The sequence below is a fragment of the Winslowiella iniecta genome (assembly GCF_001267535.1).
Lineage (GTDB): Bacteria > Pseudomonadota > Gammaproteobacteria > Enterobacterales > Enterobacteriaceae > Erwinia > Erwinia iniecta.
In genome coordinates this window covers 1-22,901 of record NZ_JRXE01000044.1, presented here as the reverse complement: position 1 = coordinate 22,901, position 22,901 = coordinate 1, and the positions used below count along the sequence as shown (strand labels likewise).

Here is a 22,901-nt window from a genome sequence, read left to right as displayed (position 1 = left end):
TACCGAAGGCGATTTCCGCCACAAAGATCGCCGAGGCCAGCGGCGCGTGATAGACCGAAGAGAGTCCGGCGGCGGCGGCCATCGCCACTACATCACTGTTTTTCAGCGCCAGCGATTTAAAGCAGTAGCGCCCCATCATACTGCCGCACAGCGCCGATAGCTGAACCATCGGCCCCTCTTTACCAATTGAGGCCCCGCTGCCAATACTGGCAATCGATGATAAGGCGCGAAACAGCGACGTTTTAGTCGGCACCGCATCCAGCCGGGCGTTGATCACCTCAAGATAGTCGGTTTTAACCGTCTCTTTCTGCTCAATCGACGTGGCATATTTCAGGAAGAAACCGGCGATCACGCCGCCAGCCCCCACAATTAACGGCCAGAAAAACCACGGATACACCGTCATCGCCTGGGTGATATCCTGCTGGCTGTTAAACAGTAGCTGGTTAATCAATTCGATCAGCAGTCGAAATCCTAAAGTCACCAGTGAAGCGGCGAACCCGACCGGGATTGCCACCAGAATACTGGTCCAGTTCAACGCATGTTTATTTCCGCCACCTGTGCTACTCACTGCTGATCCTTTTTATTAAGCCCGCACCTGCAACGGGAAGCCTGAAAATTATCATACTGGAAGCGAGATCTCAGGTTGAAATTGCCATCGGGAATCTTCGTTGCCCTCACTTCAGGCTGTGATAATCTGCTGTTTCACTCACAGGATCGTGGAGCCAGAAGAAGATGATTCGCCTCGCTGTTGTTGGAACTAACTGGATCACTCGCCAGTTTGTCGATGCCGCCCATGAAACCGGTAAATACAAACTTAGCGCCATCTATTCCCGTACGCTGGAACAGGCACAGGCCTTCAGCCACGATTATCCGGTTAAACATCTGTTCGTCTCGCTGGAAGAACTGGCGCAATCCGATGCCATTGATGCGGTGTATATTGCCAGCCCCAACGCCCTGCACTGCGAGCAGGCCCAACTGTTCTTGCGCCATAAAAAACATGTGATTTGCGAAAAACCGCTGGCTTCCAACTTACAGGAAGTTGAGCAGATGATCGCCAGCGCCCGCGACAATCAGGTCGTGCTGTTCGAGGCATTTAAAACCGCCAGTCTGCCAAACTTCCACCTGCTGCGGCAGTCACTGCCACAAGTGGGCAAATTGCGTAAAGCGCTGTTTAACTACTGCCAGTATTCATCACGCTATCAACGCTATCTCGACGGTGAAAACCCCAACACCTTCAATCCGGCCTGGTCTAACGGCTCGATTATGGATATCGGTTACTACAGTCTTGCCAGCGCGGTCAGCCTGTGGGGCGAACCGGTCAGCGTGGTCGCACAGGCTTCGCTGCTGGAAAGCGGCGTCGACGCGCATGGCTCCGTGGTGATGAGCTATGGCGATTTTGACGTCACCATACTGCATTCTAAAGTGAGTAACTCACTGATCCCAAGTGAGATTCAGGGCGAAGATGGCTCGCTGGTGATTGAACAACTCTCCCATTGCGAACGCATTACGCTGACGCCGCGTGGCGGTCAGACGCAACAACTTAGCCAGCAGCAGCACATTAATACTATGCTGTATGAAGCGGAACACTTCGCCCGCCTGGTTGAAAATAATGAAGTGAATCATGCCGGACTGACAACATCACGGATTACCGCCAGCCTGCTGACGGAAATTCGGCGTCAGACCGGCGTGATCTTCCCGGCAGACAGTCACGATCCATCGGCTGTGTAAATATTTCTAAATATTACACCGATTCGTTGACCCGTTTTATCGCTGAACGTATCTTACGCTTCAGCAAAGGGGAGTAACTTCTTAGCCAGTTAATCGTCATTACGGCCATGATAAATCGCCGCATCCGCGACTCAGCAGATTGCCGATTTTAGCCCGGTTACTGGGCAACCCGGATAGCACTTTATCCTGCGTTGTAAGTGAGACCTTGCCGGGAGGCGAGGTTTTGTTTGCACGTAAACAGTGCGGCTGACGTCTTCCGATGTCAGCCGTTTTGTTTTTTACAGGATACGTTTATGAACACTGTAGGCACACCGCTACTCTGGGGCAGCTTCGCTGTCGTGGTCATTATCATGCTGGCGATTGACCTGCTGTTGCAGGGGCGTCGCGGCTCTCACACCATGTCACTTAAACAAGCCGCTATCTGGTCGCTGGTTTGGGTCTCCGTCTCGTTGCTGTTCAGTGCGGCTTTCTGGTGGTACCTCAACGGTACGCTTGGCCGTGAAGCGGCTGATACTCAAACGCTGGCCTTCCTGACCGGTTATGTGCTGGAAAAAGCCCTCGCGGTTGATAACGTCTTTGTCTGGCTGATGCTGTTCAGCTATTTCGCCATACCGGCGGCACTGCAACGCCGGGTGTTAATTTACGGTGTGCTGGGTGCGATTGTGCTGCGCACCATTATGATATTTGCGGGCAGCTGGCTGGTGACGCAATTTAGCTGGATTCTGTATATCTTCGGTGCTTTCCTGCTGTTTACCGGGATCAAAATGGCAATGGCGAAAGATGATGACGCCAGTGCTGTCGGCGATAAGCCGGTCGTGCGCTGGCTGCGCAGTCATCTGCGTATGACTGATAACCTTGAAGGCGAGAAGTTCTTTACCCGCAAAAATGGCGTGTTATTTGCCACCCCGCTGCTGCTGGTACTGATTATGGTTGAGCTGAGTGATGTGATTTTTGCCGTCGACAGTATCCCGGCGATTTTCGCTGTCACCACCGATCCCTTTATCGTGCTGACGTCCAACCTGTTTGCTATTCTCGGCCTGCGCGCGATGTACTTCCTGCTGGCAAATGTGGCAGAGCGCTTCTCAATGCTGAAATATGGTCTGGCGATTGTGCTGGTGTTTATTGGCGTGAAAATGCTGATTGTCGATTTCTGGCATATCCCGGTCTCAATCTCCCTGAGCGTGGTGGGCGGTATTCTGGCGCTGACGCTGCTGATCAATGCCTGGGTTAACCATAAAAACGACCTGAAAAAACGCCAATAACGTTAAACGTAGTGGCGGCGTTTTCGCCGCCCGTTTCAAAGACCTGCACCCGACATGCCATCAGGACGGGCGGCGAGAACGCCGCCCCTTTGGAAATACTGGCATCAGACGTTAGCGACATTTTATTGTTCTGCAAGAGAGTCAATTCTCCCTTTGTTATCTCGCTCGCATTCCTCTTCAAGGTAAGTTGTAAAAGTCGATCATGGACAAATTGTAGAGATTTCCCCTTTTCCTGCCATTTCTTTTCCTTATACTGCCCTGGCAAACGCTTCATCTGGAGTAACAATCAGGGATGCCGGATAAGTGATCTTATAACTATTAACGGTTTAGAAAATGACGATGGAAAATAAGCCTTCCGGGCTGTTATGCCGGCTTTTCGGCGGCAGTCTGGTGAAACAGATTATGTTGGGTCTGGTCGCCGGTATTGCTCTGGCCTGGTTCTCAAAAGACAGCGCGCTGGCAGTGGGCTTGCTGGGTTCGCTGTTTGTCAGCGCCTTAAAAGCGGTGGCGCCACTGCTGGTTCTGGTGCTGGTAATCTCGGCCATTGCCAGCCATAAGCAGGGTCAGAAAACCAATATTCGCCCGATAGTACTGCTGTATCTGCTGAGCACGGTGTTTGCTGCGATGGTGGCGGTGGTAGTCAGTCATCTTTATCCACAAACGCTGACCCTCAGCTCCTCCAATATCGATATCACGCCGCCATCAGGCATTATTGAAGTGCTGCGCGGTTTGCTGATGAGTATGGTTTCCAACCCAATTGACGCGCTGATGCACGCCAACTATATCGGGATTCTGGTCTGGGGAATTGGTCTGGGCCTCGCCTTCCGCCACAGCAGTGACACCACCAAAACTCTGCTTAACGATGCGTCTGAAGCCGTAACCTGGATGGTGCGTCTGGTTATCCGCTGCGCGCCAATCGGTATTTTTGGTCTGGTGGCGTCAATTCTGGCCTCAACCGGCTTTGAAGTGCTGTGGAGCTATGCGCATCTGCTGGCGCTGCTGATTGGCTGCATGTTGTTAATGGCGCTGGTGTTTAACCCGATTCTGGTTTACTGGAAAATCCGTCGCAACCCTTACCCACTGGTGTTTACCTGTCTGCGCGAGAGCGGCGTGACGGCCTTCTTTACCCGCAGTTCAGCCGCCAACATTCCGGTGAATATGGCGCTGGCGAAACGACTGAAGCTTGATGAAGATACCTATTCGGTGTCGATTCCGCTGGGTGCCACCATTAGTATGGCGGGGGCTTCAATTACCATTACCGTGCTGACGCTGGCGGCGGTGCATACGCTGGGTATCAGCATTGATGTTCCGACGGCGATTCTGTTAAGCCTGGTGGCGTCGCTGTGTGCCTGTGGCGCATCCGGCGTGGCCGGTGGCTCGCTGCTGCTGATTCCGGTGGCCTGCAATATGTTTGGTATTCCGAACGAAGTAGCAATGCAGGTGGTTGCGGTGGGCTTTATCATTGGCGTGTTGCAGGATTCAGCGGAAACCGCACTGAATTCTTCCACCGATATTCTGTTTACGGCTGCCGTTTGTCAGGCAGAAGAGCAACGTATTTCACAGCAAGCTTAACCACAACGGGCGGCGTTCTCGCCGCCCGTACGGAATTCAGAGCGTTACCCCGCTTTTAAATAACGCCAGTTCGCGAAAATCATTACGCTCATTATTGGTCAACTTGCCATTAGCGATAACGACAATCTGATCAACAAATTCGCTTAACAGCTGTTCCATACTGGTGCCATAAATCAGCTTACCGGCATCGAAATCGATCCAGTGTGGCTTTTTACTGGCCAGCTCACTGTTGGTGGCGATTTTCACCGTCGGCACAAATCCACCGTAAGGCGTTCCCCGACCGGTGCTGAACAGCACCATATGGCAGCCCGCACCCGCCAGCGCGCTGGTGGCGACCGCATCGTTACCCGGCGCACTGAGTAAATTCAGGCCATGTACCTTCAGTCGTTCGCCATATTTCAGCACATCCACCACCTGGCTCTGACCCGCTTTTTGCGTGCATCCCAGCGATTTCTCTTCCAGCGTGGTGATACCGCCCGCTTTATTGCCTGGCGAAGGGTTTTCATAAATCGGTTGCTGATGAGCAATAAAATACTGCTTAAAGTCGTTGATCATGCTGACGGTTTTCTCAAACGTCGCTTCGTCACGGCAGCGGCTCATCAGGATACGCTCGGCACCAAACATTTCCGGCACTTCCGTCAGCACCGTGGTGCCGCCGTTGGCAATCATCTGATCCGAAAAGCGTCCGAGTAACGGATTGGCGGTAATGCCGGATAAACCGTCGGAGCCACCGCATTCGAGACCGAATTTCAGCTCGCTAAGCTTGCCCGGCTGACGCTGGTCGCCACGTATCACCTGATACAACTGATGCAGCCGCTCTACCCCCGCTTCAACTTCATCATCCTGCTGCTGGCAGACCATAAAGGTGACGCGTTCACTGGAAAATTCGCCCAGCGTTTCGCGAAACACATCCACCTGATTATTCTCGCAGCCAAGACCAATCACCAGCACCGCGCCAGCATTAGGATGACGCACCATATTTTGCAGCATGGTACGGGTGTTTTCGTGATCCTCACCCAGCTGCGAACAGCCAAACGGATGGCTGAACAAGTGCACGCCGTCAATATCTGGCGCATCCGCCGTTTCGCGTAAAAAACGCGACTGAATCTGGCGCGCTATCCCGTTGACGCAGCCGACGGTGGGCAAAATCCACAGTTCATTACGGATACCGACTTCACCGCTGGCACGCCGGTAAATCTGCACCTCACGATCGCCCTCCTGCGGCGGTAGCGTGAGGAATTCAGGCTGATACTGATACTCATCCAGATCGCTGAGATTAGTGCGCGCGTTTTGCGAATGAATCACCTCGCCCGCCGCGATGGGTTGGGTCGCATGACCAATTGGCAGGCCATATTTCATGACCAGCGCCCCCTGCTCAATCGGCTGTAGAGCAAATTTATGGCCACGCGCCACCGGCTGAGCCAGCGTTATCTGTAGCTGTTCCAGCGACAGGTTTTCCCCTTCGTTTAAATCACTCAACGCTACAGCGACATTGTCACGTGGATCGATTTTGATGATGTTTTGCATCGCGCTATTACCCCAGTTGTTCCAGTGCCGCACGCATACCGTGGTCGACAATCATTTGCAGCGATTCCGTCACCGCCGCCACCAGACCCGGCAGTTGGGTCAGATCGCGTTGCCAGTGGTCGTTATCCGCCAGTACTGTTTCGACCAGCTGTTGCGGCGTGATTTCACCGCACCCGAGCTGCGCCCATAGCGTGGAAAAGCGCGTCAGCCAGTGCGCATCGTCCTGTAGCGGGAATGATTCGCCGTCACGCTCACCGCGATAAAACACCAGCAGCGCCGCCAGCGCGAAAGTGAGTCTTCGCGGCCAGTGGCCTTGCTGCTGCTGACTTGCCAGCAGTTGCGGCAGGATACGGGTGCGGAATTTGGTCATACCGTTCAGCGCGATAGCCAGTAACTGATGGCGGATAAACGGATTGCGGAAACGGCTCAGTACCGCATCGGCAAAGGCGTGCAGTTCAGCGGCAGGCAAATTCAGCGTCGGGATAATTTCCTCACGCAGCGTGCTTTCCACAAAAGCGGCAATCTGCGCATCATTCATCGCTTCGCCGACGGTATCCAGACCCGCCAGAAACGCCACCGGCACCAGCGCGGTATGCGCACCGTTGAGAATCGCCACTTTCTGCGCTTTATACGGTTTGATGTCATCAACCAGCCGGATATTCAGCGGATAGTGCTCGAGGCGCAGTACCTCATTCAGCCAGTGCGGCCCCTGAATAACGAACTGGTAATAGACTTCACCGGCATCCAGATAGTCGTCGCGATAACCCAGCTGCTGGAAAATCTGCTCCGCATCTTCCTGTGGATAGCCGGTGACAATGCGGTCAACCAGCGTCGAACAGAAGGTGTTGTGCTGGTTTAGCCACTGGCTGAACGCCTCGGGTAATTGCCACTGCTGCGCATAGCGCAGTACCAACGCCTTTAACGCTTCACCGTTATCATCAATCAGTTCACACGGCAGAATAATCCAGCCTTTATCGGCGGCACCGGCAAAATGGCGGAAACGCTCATACAACAGACGCGTCAGCTTGGCCGGAAAGCTGTCCGGTGGCGCGTCTTCCAGCCGGTCACTGGCGGTGAAAGCAATGCCCGCTTCCGTGGTATTGGAGAATACCAGGCGTATATTGCCATCACGCGCCAGCGCCAGAAATTCGTCGAACTGGCGGTAAGCGTGGATTTCCCGGTTAACCGAACGAATCAGACGCGGCTCACTGACCACCTCGCCCTGCTCATTAAGACCACGAATCAACGCAGTAAACAGCCCGTCCTGGCCGTTTAAGCTGCGTTGCGTGGCGCTGTTACGCGGACGAACCACCACAATACCGGCATCCAGATCGGTGTGTTGATTAAGCAGATCGATCTGCCAGTCGATAAAGGCGCGCAGAAAATTGCCCTCACCAAACTGAATAATACGATCGGGATAGTCTCTGCCGGGAAATTGACGGCGGTTCAGCGGCTGCATAGTGATTCCTTGTTAAAGTTCGACGGCGAAGTAGTCCCGGGCATTGTTAAAGCTGATGTTCTGCACCATCGACCCCAGCAGTTCGATATCATTGGGTGCCTCACCGTTTTCCACCCAGCGCCCAATCATCTGGCACAGCAGGCGGCGGAAGTATTCATGGCGGGTGTAGGAGAGGAAGCTGCGGCTGTCGGTCAGCATGCCCACAAAACGGCTCAGCAGACCAATTTGTGCCAGTTGGGTCATCTGACGCTGCATGCCGTCCAGCTGATCGTTAAACCACCAGGCTGAACCGAACTGCATTTTTCCAGGCTGACCTTCGCCCTGGAAATTGCCGACCATGGTGGCAATCACTTCGTTATCGCGTGGATTGACGCAGTAAAGAATGGTTTTCGGCAGCGCGTTGTCGCGGTTTTGCGCATCCAGCAAACGCGCCAGCGGCTCAGCCAGCGGACGGTCATTAATCGAGTCAAAGCCGACATCCGGCCCGAGCAGCGCCAGCTGGCGGCGGTTGGTATTGCGCAGTGCGCCAATATGATACTGCTGCACCCAGCCGCGACGAGTATATTCCGCCCCCAGCCAGACCAGCACGGCGGTTTTAAACTGCGCGATTTCGTTTTCTGTTGGCGTTGCGCCTTGCAGACGACGCGCCAGAATCGCATCCAGCGTTGCCTCATCCGCCTCGGCAAACAGCACCACATCCAGCGCATGATCGGAGACTTTACAGCCGTGCGCGGCAAAATGATCAAGGCGTCGGCTTAATGCCTGACGCAAATGGTCAAAGCGCGAGATCGCCACATCGGCACTGGCTGACAGCTTTTGCAAATAATCGGCAAAACCTTCTGCTTCGAGATTAAACGCTTTATCCGGTCGCCATGACGGCAGCACTTTGGTGGTGAAACTGGTCTCGCGGGCCAGCGCGGCATGATGGCGCAGGTCGTCAATCGGGTCGTCGGTAGTGCCGACCATTTTCACCTTCATCTGCGTCATAATGCCGCGGGCGCTGAATGCGTCCTGCGCCAGCAGCGCATTACATTGTTGCCAGACGGTATCGGCGGTTTTCTCTGACAGCAGAATATCGGTAATGCCGAACGGGCGGCGTAATTCGAGATGGGTCCAGTGATACAGCGGATTACCAATGGTATGCGGCACGGTACGCGCCCAGGCATCAAACTTCTCGCGGTCGCTGGCATCACCGGTACAGAGCGCCTCCGGCACGCCATTGGCGCGCATCGCCCGCCATTTATAGTGATCGCCCTTCAGCCAGATATCGTAGAGATTTTTAAAGCGGGTATTTTCGGCTATCTGCTGCGGCGGTAAGTGGCAGTGATAATCGAAAATCGGCTGATCGGCAGCGTAATCATGAAATAACCGCCGTGCAACCTCGCTATCCAGTAAAAAATCTTCGCTCATAAATCGGGACATACCAGCTTCCTCACTCTCGACGTTGGGCTGCACTGCCTGAACGCGTAAAAGTTATCATACCAATTATGGCAGATGCAGCGATAATTTTGAGATGCCGCTCACATTAGCAGCAGGTTTCTTGCCTGATTTTCCACTTCAGTACACCTGACAGAGATTAACACTCTGACTAAAAGCGATTTTTAGTATCCCACACATGAAAAGAGGTTTATGTGATAGTACTCAACTTTTAAAGCTGTATGACAGATAATCAATAATCCTGTTATACCAGAATGCGCATACTGGACGGATGAAGCGCCGGGGCTTTTACTCACGGCTGACATTGTCAAAAGCGTCCGGAAACTGGTATAACAACTCTATTATTAGCCCACTTTTAACCCGGAGCCTCGATCATGGAACTGAGCGAATCCCGTCGTCTTTATCAACAACTGGCTGCTGAACTTAAGCGTCAGCTGGAAGCAGGCGAATATCAGGTGGGCGATAAGTTGCCCGCAGAGCGTTTTATCGCCGAAGAGATGGGCGTCAGCCGCACCGTGGTGCGCGAAGCGATCATCATGCTGGAAGTGGAAGGCTATGTTGACGTCCGTAAAGGATCGGGCATTCATGTGGTCAGTAATCAGCAGAAAAACAGCGTTACGACCCACAGTCAGCTTGAGTTTGCCAGTTTCGGCCCTTTTGAGTTGTTACAGGCACGCCAGCTGATTGAAAGTAATGTCGCTGAGTTCGCCGCCACTCAGGTGACCCGGCAACACATTATTCAGTTGATGGAGATTCAGGAGCAGGCGCGCAAAGAGGATCGCTTCCGCGATTCAGAATGGGATATGAAATTCCATGTGCAGATTGCGGCAGCAACGCAAAACAGCGCGCTGGCGGCGATTGTCGAAAAGATGTGGTTACATCGCCTGTATAATCCGTACTGGCTGAAGCTGCATGAACATATTGATGACAAGTCGATAGAGAGCTGGTGCGACGATCACGACCAGATTCTTCAGGCGCTGATGCGTAAGGATCCGGCAGCCAGTAAACGGGCGATGTGGCAACATCTGGAAAACACGCGTCAGATGCTATTTCGCGCCACCAGTGATGACTTTGAAATTAATGTTGATCGTTATATGTTCGCCGAAAACCCGGTAATCACGCTCGAAAAACCGGATAATCAGTAAATAAACTGCCACTTTCCTTTGCGGCTGATAATTTAAGCAAACTTGCATAAATGTCAGCCTGTGTAAAGCTCCTTTCTGCTTGCGCCATTGAACGGTAAAACACCCTTGCTGTAACAAGTTTCTCCTGTCTCAAATCGGTGATTTTTGTTACAGTTAACTGTGTTTTTTTACCCTTTGCGACCGGGTGAAAATTACGTGCGGCTTTTACGCACAACATGCAGAGTGTCCCCTATCCGGCTGCAGGCTGCGCCAACCATAACGATTAAAATCCGTGCCAGCCCTCGCCTGAACTTGTCATCCGGCAAGCGTGTTTAACAATGATGTTCAGGAATACTTAATGGATATTATGAAAGAGTTGTTGCATGCACTGTGGCAACAAGATTATGAAACCCTGGCCGATCCCACGCTGGTCTGGGCGATTTACGGCATACTGTTTATGATTTTGTTTCTGGAAAACGGCCTGCTGCCCGCGGCCTTTCTGCCAGGCGACAGCTTACTGATTCTGGTTGGCGTGTTGATCGCCAAAGGCACCATGAACCTCCCACTGACCATTGTTATACTGACAACCGCGGCCAGTCTCGGTAGCTGGGTGGGTTATATACAAGGAAAGTGGCTGGGGAATACCGTCCTGGTGCAGAAATGGCTCTCACATCTGCCAGCGCAATATCATCAGCGGGCGCACAGTTTATTTCACCGGCACGGCCTGTCTGCACTGCTCATCGGCCGTTTTATTGCTTTTGTACGCACTCTGCTGCCAACCATCGCGGGTCTGTCCGGCCTCAACAATGCTCGCTTCCAGTTCTTTAACTGGATGAGTGCGCTGCTTTGGATACTGATTCTGACGGTGATGGGCTTTGCGTTAGGTAAAACGCCTATTTTCCGCAAATATGAAGATGAGGTGATGTTCTGCCTGATGCTGTTACCGTTGGTTTTACTGGTGTTTGGCTTGTTTGGTTCACTGTACGTTTTATGGCGCAATAAACGAAATCCAGGGAATGAGAAAGGAAACTCATAATGATAGTGCTACCTAAATGGACCACCGCTCGACGACGTGTGTTACCGTGGCTGATGCTTGGCGCGCTGGCATTATTAGCGGTAGTGCTCATGCCGGCACTGTACCGCCAGGAGACCGCTTTACAGATCCGTGCTGCGCGTCAGGGTATCTCGCTGCCCGATGGTTTTTATGTCTGGCAGCGCCTCAATGCGCAAGGGATTCAGATCAAAAGCATCACGCCTGACCGCGATTCACTGGTGATCAAGTTTGACTCGCAAGAACAGAGTCTGGCAGCGCAGAAGGCGTTGCAGGAGATACTGCCTTATGGCTTTGAGATCGCGCAAATGGACGCGTCCTCAACGAAAAACTGGTTCAGCCGCATCAGCTTTAATCCTCAGTCGGTTGGCTGAGATCTTCCGCCGACGATGATGGTCGGCGGTCAGAATGACCCCGCTTACTCCCTCTGCTTTGAGCTTTCACCAATTTCTGACTATCCTTACAGGAAGATATCGATTTTTACTTCTGGCTCAAAGCAGACTCAGGATTTTTCGTGCCGTGAAATCTGCGTAACGTTCGGCATATTAACAAAGGAAGGTAATAGTAAATGAAATTTCGCTTCGTTCTCTGTTTAGGTCTTCTCTCTCTCACCGGCTTCGCTCAGGCAGCTGAACCGCTCTGCCAGCAAAAAGAGCAGGCTATCCAGCATCAAATCGATATGGCGCGTAAACACGATAATCAACGTCGGGTGACGGGACTGGAGCGCGCATTGACTGAAGCGCGTGCCGGCTGTACCGATGCGCGCCTGAAATCCGAGCATCAGGAGAAGATTGAAAAGCATAAGCATGAAGTAGCTGAACGTGAACGCGATTTAAGTGAGGCGCGTGAAAAGGGCGACAGTGACAAAATTGCCAAACGTGAGAAAAAACTGGCTGAAGCACGTGAAGAACTAAAAGAAGTTGAAGCAGCACCGTACTAACCGAAGTAACTGACTTAATCCAATGATAATAAGGAGTGTTTCATGTCAAAAGATACCACCTCAGAACATCTGCGTGCGGAATTAAAAAATCTGGCCGACACCCTGGAAGAAGTACTGAGCACCTCGGGCGAGAAATCGAAAACCGAGCTGGATAAGCTGCGTAACAAGGCACGCGCCGCGCTGGATGAGTCGCGTCACCGCCTTGGCGAATCGGGCGAGCGTATTGCACAGGGTACCCGTGAAGCAGCAGGACGCGCCGATGAATATGTGCGTGAAAATCCATGGCATGGCGTCGGCATTGGTGCCGCAGTAGGCGTGGTGCTTGGCGTACTGCTGACGCGTCGTTAATGATGGCCGACTCACAGCAAAGCCACGGCCCGGGCAAAGGGGTCATAAACATTGGACAGCGTATTGTCACCACGCTGGTCGGCATGGTTGAAACCCGCGTACGGCTGGCAGTGGTCGAGCTGGAGGAAGAGAAAGCTAACCTGCTGCAAATGCTGTTGATGGTCGGTTTAACCATGCTGTTCACCGCCTTTGGGCTGATGAGCCTGATGGTACTGGTCATCTGGGCGGTCGACGCGCAATATCGTCTGATGGCCATTGCTATCACCACCGGCGTATTGTTTGCACTGGCGCTGTTCTTTGGCCTGTGGACGCTTAGCAAGTCGCGCAAATCGACGCTGCTGCGCGCCACGCGTAAAGAGCTGGAAACCGACCGCAAGCTGCTTGAGGATGACGGTGCATGAGCCGCCGCGAACGCGAACAGCGTAAGGCCGAACTGCTGGGCATTGTCCAGCAGCAACGCCTCGATCTGACCGCCGCTCGCCGCGACTGGCTGGCGGGCACCGCTCGCTACGACCATGGCTGGCTGACACTGGTCAGCATGCGCCGCTATCTGGTTATTGGTAGCAGCGCGCTGGCTATCTGGACCGCACGCAATCCAGGCTTCCTGCTGCGCTGGGCAAAGCGCGGCTTCGGGGCCTGGAGCACCTGGCGGCTGATTCGTAAGAATCTGCCCGGCAGCCGATAATCCAGGGGCGGCGCTTTTCGCCGCCCGTCTCGCCATTGCCCTCACAGCGCCACTCTTCAATTTTATTGAACAACATCGACAGTTTATATCGCTTACAACCTTATCGGTTCACGATTAATATCTCCTCCAACGAAAAGACTCCAGCGCATTTTGCCCGTGAGCCTTGTTACTTAGCTGGCTGACTTGTTCCGCCCATAATAAAAAACATGTTGGAGTTGATGATGAAAAAATTAGAAGATACTGGCTTACTGATCGCACGCATTCTGATGCCAATCCTGTTCATTACTGCGGGCTGGGGAAAAATCACCGGATATGCAGGGACACAGCAGTATATGGAAGCGATGGGTGTGCCGGGCTTCTTCCTGCCGCTGACCATCCTGCTGGAGTTTGGCGGCGGTCTGGCGATTCTGTTCGGTTTCCTGACCCGTACCACCGCGCTGTTCACCGCTGGCTTTACGCTGCTGACGGCGTTCCTTTTCCACAGCAACTTTGCTGAAGGCGTTAACCAGCTGATGTTTATGAAAAACCTGACCATCGCTGGCGGCTTCTTACTGTTAGCTATTACCGGTCCGGGTGCATTCAGCATCGACCGCGTAATCAATAAAAAATGGTAAGAACAGCACGTCTATACTCTACTTTATGACGGCTATCAGGGCGAGGATGACCACATCCTCGCCTCGTTCATTTTGGAGGCTTTATGGGACAATTAATTGACGGTGTCTGGCACGACAACTGGTATGACACCAAATCCACCGGCGGACGCTTTAAACGTTCCGAATCAGCTTTCCGTAACTGGGTTACTGCCGATGGCGAGGCTGGCCCGACCGGCAGCGGTGGTTTTCGCGCCGAACGCGATCGCTATCATCTTTATGTGTCGCTGGCTTGTCCATGGGCACACCGCACCCTACTGATGCGCAAGCTGAAAGGGCTGGAAGATCTGATTCCGGTTTCGGTGGTACATCCGCTGATGCTGGAAAACGGCTGGACCTTTGATGACGATTTCCCTGCGGCTACCGGTGACAGCCTGTATCAGAATGAATTTCTCTATCAGCTTTATCTGCATGCCGATAAAGAGTATACCGGGCGCGTGACGGTGCCAGTGCTGTGGGATAAGCAGCAGAACACCATTGTCAGCAACGAATCTGCCGATATCATCCGCATGTTCAACTCGGCGTTTGATGGCGTGGGTGCCCGCGCGGGAGATTTCTATCCGCAGGAATTACGTGCCAGCATTGATGAGCTGAACGGCTGGATTTATGACACGGTTAACAACGGCGTCTATAAAAGCGGTTTTGCCACTTCACAGGAAGCTTACGACGAAGCGGTGACCACTTTGTTCAGCTCCCTGGATCGGTTGGAACAAATTTTGGGGCAGCATCGCTACCTGACCGGCGATCGTCTGACCGAGGCCGATCTGCGCCTGTGGACCACGCTGGTGCGCTTTGATCCGGTGTATGTCACCCATTTCAAATGTGACAAGCATCGTATTGGCGATTACCTGAACTTAAATGGCTTCCTGCGTGAGATTTATCAGCTGCCGGGTATTGCTGAAACTGTCGATCTGGCGCATATCCGCCATCACTATTATCGCAGCCATAAAACCATCAATCCTCACGGCGTGATATCCGTCGGGCCAGCGTTTAACTGGGATGAACCGCATGGGCGGGATCATCTTTAAACTTTGATGTCGTTATGGGCGGCGATAACGTCGCCCCTACATAAGCCTGATTAACAAAATTGATATCTGAGGAAAAAACGCCATAACCAGAACGTGAGTAGCAGTACAGTGATTATATTAATGGGGGCTGATTTAAATTTTCTTTTTGTCGCCATATAGATAAGTGGCAAAACAAATAAAAAAGTTACAGGTGCCATCACATCTCGCGTATCATCGATTACCAAAGCCTCTAATACTACGCAGACATTCTTTATTTCCCCCTCCCCAATCATCTCTTCATAATCAAGATAAGAAAAAATCTCAATAATTACGGCACTTATCAGACCGTATGCCATTAGAGATATGGCCTTCCAGAGATTCACTCTGCAATTCTCATTATGTTTTCTATCGTCTCTTTTTTCTCAAGGATTCGTCTTCCGTACTCAGAATACTCCCTTGTAGGGCAGCCTGGAGGCGCACTAATAGATTCAATAAAGTCACTTTTTATACGTTCCTTTCCACGGTTATAACGTGATCCAGCAAGAATAAGTTGCTCATCTGTTAACGAAGCTGTATCGGTATCAGGATAGTCAAAAATGATTAAATCACGCAGATGTCTGGCCGCAATATTGATATTAAAATCATCATTTAGTAAACAATTAGATAACTGAAATTGTTGCGTGCGTGTCAGACTGGCGGGATTAATGCCCATAGTTTCAGCTGCCACTCTCAGCTGCATGGCTATTGTTCCAATCGAGGTATTATTAGACAAAAAATTATTGCGATTTTTTATATCAATAAGCTGCCGCAACTGCAAAATCCCATACCCTTTTAGTCGGTCAGGTTTACCACCAGCTTCAGAAACGGCAACGCCAGCCAATAGCAGAACAGGAATATTATATTCTTTGGCATATTTCAATATGCGACCTTTATTGTAAACAAGATAGCCTGCTTTAAAAGCCCATAGATAGCTTTCACCTGTCACAAAACGCCGGTCATTAGGAAGATATCTAAACCGCAGATAATCCATTGCAGTAAAGTGGGGAAAACCCAACTCATCAACTTCACAAAACTCATTATCCATTAAAGGTTCCATCCCTTCTGGTTATCATCCAAACGCTCAGAATACTTAATAGGAAGCCTTATTTAAACAATATCACATTTTAGGTTATAAAATAATCGTAAAATCGCTGAACAGTAATTAATGGCTCGATTTACAAATACATATACAGCAAGGGCGGCGAAAACGCCGCCCTACAATAGCTGCTCAGTACTTACCGCTGTTTCGCCAATAAACGCGGAATCTCACGCAGGCACCAGGCTTTTGCTTCGCCCATACTGTCGCGTCGCCACGCCATAATAATATCCACCTCACGCGAATATTCCGGGCTGACAACCCGCAAGCGCCCTTCGGCGATATCCTTTTCTACCAGCGGATAAGGCATGGTGGCAACGCCGAGACCGGCCAGCAGCGCCTTGCGTTTATCATCAATAGAACTGACCGTTAAACGCTGCTGTTTATCCAGCAACTGCACGGTTAATACCGGGCGCTCCCGTGCGGTATCCGCCACCGCAATACCGCGATATTTTACCCGCGTCACCTCAGACAATGGCTCCGGCTCGCTGTGAATCGGATGATCCGGGCTGGCAACATACACGCTGACCATACTGTAAAGCTTGCGCGTATTGATCTCCGATGAAGCACGGAAGTGCATATCCGGCGCGATAACAATATCCGCTCTGCCCTGCTCCAGCCGTTCCCAGGCTCCCGCCAGCACTTCGGTCATCAGTGAAATTTGGGTATTGGCTTTCTCCGCCAGCCTGTCGATCAGTGGAAACAGCAGCTCACTGGGAACCAGCGCTTCAGCCACAATCGTCAGATGGGTTTCCCAGCCGCGCGCCAGCGCTTCCGCATCGGTGGTCAATTTATCTGCCGCTTCCAGCAGAACCCGACCGCGTTCCAGTAACATCCGGCCAACGTTGGTGAATTTCGTGCGATGACCCGAGCGGTCAAATAACACCACATCCAGCTCTTCTTCCAGCTTTTGCATGGTGTAGCTCAGCGCAGACGGCACGCGGCCCAGCTCATCGGCAGCGGCAGCAAAACTGCCACGGCGATCGATTGCATCCATCACCCGTAAAGCTTCTAACGTTAAGGCCCGATCTTTAGCCATCGCGGTTCTCTGTCAGGAAATTTGAATATACCCAGCAGATTAACTGGCTAACAATCCTGCGTCCAGAAACTTACCATGGAATGATTAAAGCGTCCGCCACTCTGGGGCTGGACGATACCAGAGGTTATAACAATTATGATTAGATCACGTGCAGCGAACGACTGTGGCAAAGCCGATTATGGCTGGTTACAGGGGCGCTATACCTTCTCTTTTGGCCATTACTTTGATCCGGAACTGCTGGGCTATGCGTCCCTGCGCGTGCTTAACCAGGAAGTGCTGGCGCCGGGAGCCTCCTTCCAGCCGCGCAGCTATCCAAAGGTCGATATCCTCAATTTAATTCTGCAAGGTGAAGCCGAATACCGCGACAGCGAAGGGAATCACACCAGCGCCCGCGCCGGTGAAGCGCTGTTGCTGTCAACGCAGGCGGGCGTGACCTGGAGCGAGCACAATCTGAGTAAAGAGACGCCATTGACGCGTCTGCAACTGTGGCTGGACGCCTGCCCGCAGCGGGAAAACCCGTTGATTCAGCGAGTGAAAGTCGCTCAGCGTCAGTCGTATACGCTGCTGGCATCACCTGATGGCGATCAGGGCAGCTTGCAGTTACGTCAGCAGGTCTGGGTGCATCATATTGAGCTGCAACCCGGCGAAAGCTGGTCGACCAAACTGCACGGACCACGCGCTTATCTGCAATCGATTCACGGTTCATTGCAGGCAGAAACGCATTCAGCGCAGCAGCAGGCTTTAGTCTGTGGGGATGGTGCGTTTATCAAAGAAGAACAGCAGGTGAAGCTGGTCGCCGAAACGCCGCTGCGGGCGCTGGTGATTGATTTGCCGGTATAATTTTTGCAGGGGAGGCGTTTTCGCCTCCCGTGCTGAGGGTATGCAGGCTGTAAACCCCCGGCACTGGCGGCGAGAACGCCGCCACTACGGTTACTTCAGAATAGTAAACGCGGTAGTAACGTGTTTTACACCGCTCACCCGGCTGGCGATATCCGCCGCCGCTTTGGCTTCCTGATCGGTCACCAGACCCAGTAAGAATACTTCGCCATTCTCGGTCGTCACCTTCACGTTAGACGACTTCACCTGGTCGCTGCCCAGTAACTGGGAACGAACTTTAGTGGTAATCCAGGTGTCGGAAGAGGCGGTGCCAAGGCTCACTTTTTGCCCCTGACGGATCTCGTTATAGACTTCCGTTGCGCCATCCACACCCATCGCGATCTGTTTCGCACGGCCTGGAATATCCGCATTCGGTGCCTGGCCGGTCAGCAGAACTTTACCCTGGTAGGCAGTAGCAACAATGTGTGCATCTTTTTTAATCTGTTCATCTTTCGCCAGCGCGTTACTGACGCGCAGCTCCAGCGTCCCGTCATCGACCTGAGTACCGACCGTGCGGGGATCGGTGGCCGTTTTGGTGGCGACGGCTGCGCTACCCACAACCACTGCAGCACAACCCTGTAGCATCAGCGCGGTAAGAATAACTGCACATGCAGATAATGCCTTCATTGTATGCTCCTTCAAACATCCTGGTGGGGAAATAAGGTGTTATCTATCAAATCGCACAGGCAATTCACGGTTAACATGTGCATTTCCTGTATCCTTGAGCTTCTGTGTGAGGGGATGCGAATCTCCACATCCTGTGGCCCCAGCAAACCGGCGAGCTCACCGCCGTCATATCCCGTAAGCGCGATAATCGTCATATCTCGCGTGACCGCAGCCTCGACGGCTTTCACTATATCGCGGCTGTTACCCCGAGTAGAAATCGCCAGCAACACATCACCGGCATGACCCAGTGCGCGCACCTGCTTGGCGTAAATCTCTTCGTGCAGACGATCATTACCAATCGCGGTTAACAGGACATTGTCAGCGCTGAGCGCGATCGCCGGTAAACTCGGGCGCTCGGTCTCAAAACGATTGATCATGCTGGCGGCAAAATGCTGAGCATTGGCGCTTGAGGTTCCGTTACCACAGCTCAGGATTTTGTTGCCATTCAGCAGAGACTGCACCATGGTCATCGCTGCACGCGAGATGGCATCCGGCAAGGCTTCTGCCGCGGCAATCTGCGTTTGAATACTCTCTGTAAAACAAGCTTTAATTTTTTCCAGCACGGTTTTCACCCGGTTCTAATCTTCTGCATTAAACGCATCGGGTAACCACTCAAGCTGATTCCCGGTAATGGCAACAACGTCAAAACGACAGTCGCACGTATCAAAGCTGGCATTGCGCATCGCCAGCCAGATGGCTGCCGCCCGTAATAACTTTTGCTGCTTCTGCCGCGTCACGCTGGCGGCTGCGCCACCGAAACGGTCGTTACGACGGTAGCGAACCTCAACAAACACCCATCGCTGCTGGTCGCGCATGATGAGGTCCAGCTCTCCGCCGCGAAAGCGGACATTCGCGGCTTCAAATACCAGTCCGGCCTGTTCCAGATGGCGACGGGCTATCAACTCATAGCCCGCCCCTTGTTGCTGGCGACTCAGTTGGCCGGAACGATTTGTCCCTGACGATACTGGCTCCATGTCAACTTCCTGTTGATGACGCAATCCTGAGTGGCGCTCAGCTTGCCGGTATTGCCATCAATCTGGAAACCCGGCAGCTGACGCATTTCGCTAAAGTGGTTCGCCAGCGTCCAGGCATCAATGCCCATGGCATAAAGGCGTACCAGCGAATAGTCATTATTAAATGATCGTGCCGCCTGCTGCATCAGCGCAGGATTGGCACCGGTCAGCAGAGGAATATCGCTAAACTGTAGCCCTTCCATCTCCAGACGGTAATCCGGGCCGGTTCCAGCCTGGAAGCTGCGAGAGCTGGCATACAGCGCCACGTTATCACGACTGCTGACGCGCATGGCAATCATCGGCTTAATCAGTTGCAACTCATCCTGCGTCGAGACGATATAAGTCGCATCCACGCTGCCGGATGAAGATTGCACCGGCGCATCAACTGGCGGTGCAGGGATGGTCAGTCCGGCAATAGTCACACCCTGCGGCTGCTGTTGCGGTGCGCTGACTGGCGTACCGGTCAGACGAATACCGGCACCGCTGTTAATGCCCTGCTTCAGTTCACCGGTCGAACCAAACTGCTGCTTCAGCACCGTGCTGCCCCCCAGTTTTTGCCATTCGCTGGCAAAGGCGTTGCTGACCCGATCGCCGAGCGAGCCGCGTGGCACCAGCAACAGCGGCGCGCGTTTGCCCTGCTCCCAGATATGATGCGCAGCATCGCGCGCTTCGTCTTCAGGAGAAAGCGCAAAATAGCAAAGATTCGGACGGTTCTGGATCTTTTCAGGCTCATTCAGCGCCAGCACGTTCAGTGGCGTCTGGCTGTCAGCCAGCTGTTCAACGTTGCTTTTCAGCAGCGGGCCGACCACCAGCGTTGCGCCATCCTGCTGCGCTTGCGCCAGCAGCTGTGGCAGCGGCTGTGCGCTGGTATCATAGACTTTCACTTCGGCATTGCTGGCCGGCGCGGGGGTAACCGATGGCGAACGGGCTGGCGCAGCAGGCTGCTCTTGTTGCGAGTCGGCTTCATCACCCACCTGAGCCGCCGACGGGCTGACGACGGCATTAGCATCGCTTTCCGCAGGCGTCGCTGGCGCGTTTTCTGCTGGCTGAGCCATCGCGACTTGCGCTGGCGCATTCAGCACGCCATTTTTCGCATCGTTAAAGCCTTTCTGAATGGCGCTGGCAAACACCTGCGCCTGGCCGTTCAGCGGCAGTAACAGCGCAATTTTACCGGTTGAGGCCTGCTGGAAATTCTGTACCTGGCCTAACGCCGTCGGCAAGGTTTTCGCCGCCGGATTTTGCGGATAGCGCGTCTGCCAGTCGGTGATGCCCGCTTTCAGCATATCCGGATCCTGACGATTGGCGGTATACACGCTCAGCAGATCCAGCCAGCCTTGCAGAACATTTTCATCGGCGTTAATCACCAGATTATTTGCCTGCTCCGGCGTCATTTGCGTCAGCGCCTGCCAGGTTGCATCAATATTCTTCTGCTTGTCAGCGCCCTGCAACAGCGGTTCCTGCGCGATATAAGCACGCAACAGCGTCAGCGACGGCTTGCCCTGCCTGGCGGTAATTTGCAACTGCCAGTAACGCGCTTGCTGATCGGAAGACAATGAAGTGGGATCAAGCTTATCAAGCGTGCCCTGGGCAGTGGCCACATCCTGACGGGAAAGCGCCAGTTGCGCGTTAAGTAACTGCACTTCCTGACGCTGGCTGTCGCTCAATGTTTTCGGCAGTTGAGTAAACTGCTGGTTGGCCTGCGGGTACTTCCCTTCATTCAGCAATGCACGTATGGCAAGTAATTGCCAGTCAGCCTTGTTATCATCGGAGCTTTGCTGCACTTGCTGCAGATAATAGTCGGAAGTCCTGGTGGCGGGTCCCTGGACATTCGCACCTGGAGTTTGCGGTGCCTGACCGGTACAAGCTGCTAAAATTAGCCCGGCCAGAAGAACAGGCACGAAGCGTCCTGCTTTATTACGAACGACTTTTGAAGGAAGCATACTGTATCCAGTGATGTTTTTTTCAAGATGCTCAATATTAAATCGGCAATTCGGATGAAACAATGAAACAACTCGATCGGGCAGATATTTCTGCCAGCACGCTCTACATCGTTCCTACGCCGATTGGTAATCTGGGTGATATCACCCAGCGTGCCCTGACGGTGCTCACGAGCGTCGATCTGATCGCTGCGGAAGATACACGTCATACCGGGCTGTTGCTACAACATTTCGCCATCAATGCGCGGCTGTTCGCACTCCATGATCATAATGAACAACAGAAAGCGGAACAGCTGCTGGCGAAGCTGCAGGAAGGCCAAAGCATAGCGTTAGTTTCCGATGCAGGCACGCCATTGATCAACGATCCTGGCTATCATCTGGTGCGCCGCTGCCGCGAAGCCGGTATCCGGGTGGTGCCACTGCCGGGTGCCTGTGCGGCGATTACTGCCTTAAGCGCCGCCGGATTACCCTCAGATCGTTTCTGTTACGAAGGGTTTCTCCCGGCGAAGAGTAAAGCTCGCTGCGATACGCTGCGCGCGCTGGAACAAGAGCCGCGTACGCTGATTTTTTACGAATCCACCCACCGTCTGCTGGACAGCATGCAGGACATTGCCACGGTGCTGGGTGAAGATCGCTATGTGGTACTGGCGCGCGAAATCACCAAAACCTGGGAGTCGATTCAGGGTGCCCCCATCGGCGAACTGCTGGCCTGGGTGAAAGAAGATGAAAATCGTCGTAAGGGCGAAATGGTGCTAATTATCGAAGGTTTTAAGGCGCCAGCCGACGATGCTCTGCCAGCTGAAGCACTGCGCACGCTGGCGCTGTTACAGGCTGAATTACCGCTGAAAAAGGCGGCGGCACTGACCGCTGAGATCCACGGCGTGAAGAAAAATGCGCTGTATAAGTATGCGCTGGATCAGCAAGAGGGGTGACAAACCGCGCGGAATGCCCTATTATCCGCGCCGAAGCTGACCAGACAGTCGCCGCTTTGTTGCCGTCCTCTTTCGGGGGGAGACAGACAGAGGGGAGGAAAGTCCGGGCTCCATAGGGCAGGGTGCCAGGTAACGCCTGGGGGGTGATGAGCCTACGACCAGTGCAACAGAGAGCAAACCGCCGATGGCCCATTTATGGGATCAGGTAAGGGTGAAAGGGTGCGGTAAGAGCGCACCGCGCGGCTGGCAACAGTCCGTGGCACGGTAAACTCCACCCGGAGCAAGGCCAAATAGGGGTTCACTTGGTACGGCCCGTACTGAACCCGGGTAGGCTGCTTGAGCCAGTGAGCGATTGCTGGCCTAGATGAATGACTGTCCACGACAGAACCCGGCTTATCGGTCAGTTTCACTTCTTATAAGACCCCGCTTCGGCGCTGAGGAATCCCCAGTAATGGGCGGGGAAACAGGACAGGCATAGAGATTTATGATCTACTGATTGTGCGACCAATTAAG

The 22,901-nt window shown here is 53.2% G+C and carries 27 protein-coding genes and 1 other RNA gene; 15 read left to right on the top strand and 13 right to left on the bottom strand.

Going from position 1 to position 22,901, the window contains the following annotated elements:
* Positions 1–568: chloride channel protein (locus NG42_RS21130; RefSeq protein ID WP_052902919.1), on the bottom strand; the 568-nt coding region annotated here is incomplete at its 3' end.
* A 164-nt stretch (positions 569–732) separates the two neighbouring features.
* Between NG42_RS21130 and NG42_RS21125 the strand changes: the two genes are divergently transcribed.
* Both NG42_RS21125 and NG42_RS21120 read left to right on the top strand, forming a co-directional pair.
* Positions 733–1,728, top strand: coding sequence for a Gfo/Idh/MocA family protein (locus NG42_RS21125; RefSeq protein ID WP_052902917.1), 996 nt, complete (start codon positions 733–735; stop codon positions 1,726–1,728).
* Between the two features lie 293 nt (positions 1,729–2,021).
* Complete coding sequence (locus tag NG42_RS21120) at positions 2,022–2,990, top strand: TerC family protein (protein WP_052902914.1); 969 nt, start codon at positions 2,022–2,024, stop codon at positions 2,988–2,990.
* On the opposite strand, the gene NG42_RS21115 is transcribed toward NG42_RS21120, so the two are convergent.
* Positions 2,956–3,264 carry a hypothetical protein gene (locus tag NG42_RS21115; RefSeq protein WP_156322212.1) on the bottom strand — a complete coding sequence of 103 codons (309 nt, stop codon included), beginning with the start codon at positions 3,262–3,264 and terminating at the stop codon, positions 2,956–2,958. The genes NG42_RS21120 and NG42_RS21115 overlap by 35 nt on opposite strands.
* Before the next feature lie 65 nt (positions 3,265–3,329).
* Here NG42_RS21115 and sstT point away from each other — a divergent pair, with 65 nt between their 5' ends.
* Positions 3,330–4,562, top strand: coding sequence for a serine/threonine transporter SstT (gene sstT, locus NG42_RS21110; protein WP_052902923.1), 1,233 nt, complete (start codon positions 3,330–3,332; stop codon positions 4,560–4,562).
* 36 nt (positions 4,563–4,598) lie between these two features.
* Here the strand turns inward: sstT and NG42_RS21105 are convergent, their stop codons facing one another.
* The 3 genes from NG42_RS21105 to uxaC are packed head-to-tail and all read right to left on the bottom strand — an operon-like array spanning position 4,599 to position 8,970.
* The gene (locus NG42_RS21105) at positions 4,599–6,089 is read right to left on the bottom strand and encodes a UxaA family hydrolase (protein ID WP_052902908.1); all 1,491 of its coding nucleotides are present in this window, start codon (positions 6,087–6,089) and stop codon (positions 4,599–4,601) included.
* A 7-nt stretch (positions 6,090–6,096) separates the two neighbouring features.
* Positions 6,097–7,548: a tagaturonate reductase gene (locus tag NG42_RS21100; protein WP_052902906.1), complete on the bottom strand. Its 1,452-nt coding sequence runs from the start codon at positions 7,546–7,548 to the stop codon at positions 6,097–6,099.
* Between the two features lie 12 nt (positions 7,549–7,560).
* The gene (uxaC, locus tag NG42_RS21095; protein ID WP_052902905.1) at positions 7,561–8,970 is read right to left on the bottom strand and encodes a glucuronate isomerase; all 1,410 of its coding nucleotides are present in this window, start codon (positions 8,968–8,970) and stop codon (positions 7,561–7,563) included.
* Positions 8,971–9,359: 389 nt separating this feature from the next.
* On the opposite strand from uxaC, the gene exuR reads away from it, so the two are divergent.
* Positions 9,360–10,130 (top strand): transcriptional regulator ExuR, encoded by a 771-nt coding sequence (gene exuR, locus NG42_RS21090; RefSeq protein ID WP_052902903.1) that lies wholly within the window; start codon positions 9,360–9,362, stop codon positions 10,128–10,130.
* On the opposite strand, the gene NG42_RS22805 is transcribed toward exuR, so the two are convergent.
* Positions 10,102–10,347: a hypothetical protein gene (locus NG42_RS22805; RefSeq protein ID WP_156322213.1), complete on the bottom strand. Its 246-nt coding sequence runs from the start codon at positions 10,345–10,347 to the stop codon at positions 10,102–10,104. The two genes, exuR and NG42_RS22805, sit on opposite strands and share 29 nt — an antisense overlap.
* Positions 10,348–10,467: 120 nt before the next feature.
* Here NG42_RS22805 and NG42_RS21085 point away from each other — a divergent pair, with 120 nt between their 5' ends.
* The 8 genes from NG42_RS21085 to NG42_RS21050 all read left to right on the top strand — a co-directional run bounded on the left by NG42_RS21085 (position 10,468) and on the right by NG42_RS21050 (position 14,811).
* Positions 10,468–11,145 carry a DedA family protein gene (locus NG42_RS21085; protein ID WP_052902901.1) on the top strand — a complete coding sequence of 226 codons (678 nt, stop codon included), beginning with the start codon at positions 10,468–10,470 and terminating at the stop codon, positions 11,143–11,145.
* Positions 11,145–11,534, top strand: a complete 390-nt coding sequence (mzrA, locus tag NG42_RS21080) for an EnvZ/OmpR regulon moderator MzrA (RefSeq protein ID WP_052902899.1) — start codon at positions 11,145–11,147, stop codon at positions 11,532–11,534. The genes NG42_RS21085 and mzrA overlap by 1 nt, the downstream gene beginning before the upstream one ends.
* 194 nt (positions 11,535–11,728) lie before the next feature.
* Complete coding sequence (locus NG42_RS21075) at positions 11,729–12,100, top strand: DUF1090 domain-containing protein (protein ID WP_052902897.1); 372 nt, start codon at positions 11,729–11,731, stop codon at positions 12,098–12,100.
* A 42-nt stretch (positions 12,101–12,142) separates the two neighbouring features.
* Positions 12,143–12,448 (top strand): ElaB/YgaM/YqjD family protein, encoded by a 306-nt coding sequence (locus tag NG42_RS21070; protein ID WP_052902895.1) that lies wholly within the window; start codon positions 12,143–12,145, stop codon positions 12,446–12,448.
* 2 nt (positions 12,449–12,450) lie between these two features.
* Positions 12,451–12,849 (top strand): phage holin family protein, encoded by a 399-nt coding sequence (locus NG42_RS21065; RefSeq protein WP_072133277.1) that lies wholly within the window; start codon positions 12,451–12,453, stop codon positions 12,847–12,849.
* Positions 12,846–13,133 carry a YqjK-like family protein gene (locus tag NG42_RS21060; protein ID WP_052902891.1) on the top strand — a complete coding sequence of 96 codons (288 nt, stop codon included), beginning with the start codon at positions 12,846–12,848 and terminating at the stop codon, positions 13,131–13,133. The genes NG42_RS21065 and NG42_RS21060 overlap by 4 nt, the downstream gene beginning before the upstream one ends.
* A gap of 221 nt (positions 13,134–13,354) precedes the next feature.
* Complete coding sequence (locus NG42_RS21055; RefSeq protein WP_052902922.1) at positions 13,355–13,747, top strand: DoxX family protein; 393 nt, start codon at positions 13,355–13,357, stop codon at positions 13,745–13,747.
* Between the two features lie 83 nt (positions 13,748–13,830).
* Entirely contained in the window at positions 13,831–14,811 is a 981-nt protein-coding gene (locus NG42_RS21050; protein WP_052902889.1) for a glutathione S-transferase family protein, read from the top strand.
* Positions 14,812–14,861: 50 nt separating this feature from the next.
* On the opposite strand, the gene NG42_RS23935 is transcribed toward NG42_RS21050, so the two are convergent.
* From NG42_RS23935 to NG42_RS21035, 3 genes are all read right to left on the bottom strand, one after another.
* The gene (locus NG42_RS23935) at positions 14,862–15,146 is read right to left on the bottom strand and encodes a YjeO family protein (protein ID WP_053115949.1); all 285 of its coding nucleotides are present in this window, start codon (positions 15,144–15,146) and stop codon (positions 14,862–14,864) included.
* Positions 15,147–15,169: 23 nt separating this feature from the next.
* Entirely contained in the window at positions 15,170–15,874 is a 705-nt protein-coding gene (locus NG42_RS21040) for a hypothetical protein (RefSeq protein ID WP_052902886.1), read from the bottom strand.
* A gap of 190 nt (positions 15,875–16,064) precedes the next feature.
* On the bottom strand, positions 16,065–16,964 hold the full coding sequence (locus NG42_RS21035) for a LysR family transcriptional regulator (RefSeq protein ID WP_052902884.1): 900 nt from the start codon (positions 16,962–16,964) through the stop codon (positions 16,065–16,067).
* Between the two features lie 135 nt (positions 16,965–17,099).
* On the opposite strand from NG42_RS21035, the gene NG42_RS21030 reads away from it, so the two are divergent.
* Entirely contained in the window at positions 17,100–17,804 is a 705-nt protein-coding gene (locus tag NG42_RS21030) for a pirin family protein (protein WP_052902882.1), read from the top strand.
* 90 nt (positions 17,805–17,894) lie between these two features.
* Here NG42_RS21030 and dolP read toward each other — a convergent pair whose 3' ends face one another.
* From dolP to NG42_RS21010, 4 genes are read right to left on the bottom strand one after another with little or no spacing between them, the layout of a single operon-like run.
* The gene (dolP, locus tag NG42_RS21025) at positions 17,895–18,467 is read right to left on the bottom strand and encodes a division/outer membrane stress-associated lipid-binding lipoprotein (protein ID WP_052902880.1); all 573 of its coding nucleotides are present in this window, start codon (positions 18,465–18,467) and stop codon (positions 17,895–17,897) included.
* An 11-nt stretch (positions 18,468–18,478) separates the two neighbouring features.
* On the bottom strand, positions 18,479–19,069 hold the full coding sequence (diaA, locus tag NG42_RS21020; RefSeq protein ID WP_052902921.1) for a DnaA initiator-associating protein DiaA: 591 nt from the start codon (positions 19,067–19,069) through the stop codon (positions 18,479–18,481).
* A gap of 15 nt (positions 19,070–19,084) precedes the next feature.
* Positions 19,085–19,480, bottom strand: a complete 396-nt coding sequence (locus NG42_RS21015; RefSeq protein ID WP_052902878.1) for a YraN family protein — start codon at positions 19,478–19,480, stop codon at positions 19,085–19,087.
* Complete coding sequence (locus NG42_RS21010) at positions 19,438–21,459, bottom strand: penicillin-binding protein activator (protein WP_052902877.1); 2,022 nt, start codon at positions 21,457–21,459, stop codon at positions 19,438–19,440. The genes NG42_RS21015 and NG42_RS21010 overlap by 43 nt, the downstream gene beginning before the upstream one ends.
* 62 nt (positions 21,460–21,521) lie before the next feature.
* Here NG42_RS21010 and rsmI point away from each other — a divergent pair, with 62 nt between their 5' ends.
* Together rsmI and rnpB are read left to right on the top strand one after the other, a co-directional pair.
* Positions 21,522–22,388, top strand: coding sequence for a 16S rRNA (cytidine(1402)-2'-O)-methyltransferase (rsmI, locus tag NG42_RS21005; protein ID WP_052902875.1), 867 nt, complete (start codon positions 21,522–21,524; stop codon positions 22,386–22,388).
* Between the two features lie 32 nt (positions 22,389–22,420).
* Positions 22,421–22,800, top strand: an RNA gene (gene rnpB / locus NG42_RS21135) — RNase P RNA component class A.
* Positions 22,801–22,901: the final 101 nt, after the last annotated feature.

Coding starts and splice junctions, on each gene's coding strand:
- NG42_RS21030 (WP_052902882.1), top strand. CDS start 17,100: ATGATTAGATCACGTGCAGCGAACGACTGTGGCAAAGCCGATTATGGC.
- NG42_RS21050 (WP_052902889.1), top strand. CDS start 13,831: ATGGGACAATTAATTGACGGTGTCTGGCACGACAACTGGTATGACACC.
- dolP (WP_052902880.1), bottom strand. CDS start 18,467: ATGAAGGCATTATCTGCATGTGCAGTTATTCTTACCGCGCTGATGCTA.
- exuR (WP_052902903.1), top strand. CDS start 9,360: ATGGAACTGAGCGAATCCCGTCGTCTTTATCAACAACTGGCTGCTGAA.
- NG42_RS21055 (WP_052902922.1), top strand. CDS start 13,355: ATGAAAAAATTAGAAGATACTGGCTTACTGATCGCACGCATTCTGATG.
- NG42_RS21105 (WP_052902908.1), bottom strand. CDS start 6,089: ATGCAAAACATCATCAAAATCGATCCACGTGACAATGTCGCTGTAGCG.
- NG42_RS21065 (WP_072133277.1), top strand. CDS start 12,451: ATGGCCGACTCACAGCAAAGCCACGGCCCGGGCAAAGGGGTCATAAAC.
- NG42_RS21015 (WP_052902878.1), bottom strand. CDS start 19,480: ATGGAGCCAGTATCGTCAGGGACAAATCGTTCCGGCCAACTGAGTCGC.
- NG42_RS21075 (WP_052902897.1), top strand. CDS start 11,729: ATGAAATTTCGCTTCGTTCTCTGTTTAGGTCTTCTCTCTCTCACCGGC.
- uxaC (WP_052902905.1), bottom strand. CDS start 8,970: ATGTCCCGATTTATGAGCGAAGATTTTTTACTGGATAGCGAGGTTGCA.
- rsmI (WP_052902875.1), top strand. CDS start 21,522: ATGAAACAACTCGATCGGGCAGATATTTCTGCCAGCACGCTCTACATC.
- NG42_RS21085 (WP_052902901.1), top strand. CDS start 10,468: ATGGATATTATGAAAGAGTTGTTGCATGCACTGTGGCAACAAGATTAT.
- NG42_RS21100 (WP_052902906.1), bottom strand. CDS start 7,548: ATGCAGCCGCTGAACCGCCGTCAATTTCCCGGCAGAGACTATCCCGAT.
- NG42_RS21125 (WP_052902917.1), top strand. CDS start 733: ATGATTCGCCTCGCTGTTGTTGGAACTAACTGGATCACTCGCCAGTTT.
- NG42_RS23935 (WP_053115949.1), bottom strand. CDS start 15,146: ATGGCATACGGTCTGATAAGTGCCGTAATTATTGAGATTTTTTCTTAT.
- sstT (WP_052902923.1), top strand. CDS start 3,330: ATGGAAAATAAGCCTTCCGGGCTGTTATGCCGGCTTTTCGGCGGCAGT.
- NG42_RS22805 (WP_156322213.1), bottom strand. CDS start 10,347: ATGTTGTGCGTAAAAGCCGCACGTAATTTTCACCCGGTCGCAAAGGGT.
- NG42_RS21035 (WP_052902884.1), bottom strand. CDS start 16,964: ATGGCTAAAGATCGGGCCTTAACGTTAGAAGCTTTACGGGTGATGGAT.
- NG42_RS21060 (WP_052902891.1), top strand. CDS start 12,846: ATGAGCCGCCGCGAACGCGAACAGCGTAAGGCCGAACTGCTGGGCATT.
- NG42_RS21120 (WP_052902914.1), top strand. CDS start 2,022: ATGAACACTGTAGGCACACCGCTACTCTGGGGCAGCTTCGCTGTCGTG.
- NG42_RS21115 (WP_156322212.1), bottom strand. CDS start 3,264: ATGAAGCGTTTGCCAGGGCAGTATAAGGAAAAGAAATGGCAGGAAAAG.
- mzrA (WP_052902899.1), top strand. CDS start 11,145: ATGATAGTGCTACCTAAATGGACCACCGCTCGACGACGTGTGTTACCG.
- NG42_RS21010 (WP_052902877.1), bottom strand. CDS start 21,459: ATGCTTCCTTCAAAAGTCGTTCGTAATAAAGCAGGACGCTTCGTGCCT.
- NG42_RS21040 (WP_052902886.1), bottom strand. CDS start 15,874: ATGGATAATGAGTTTTGTGAAGTTGATGAGTTGGGTTTTCCCCACTTT.
- NG42_RS21070 (WP_052902895.1), top strand. CDS start 12,143: ATGTCAAAAGATACCACCTCAGAACATCTGCGTGCGGAATTAAAAAAT.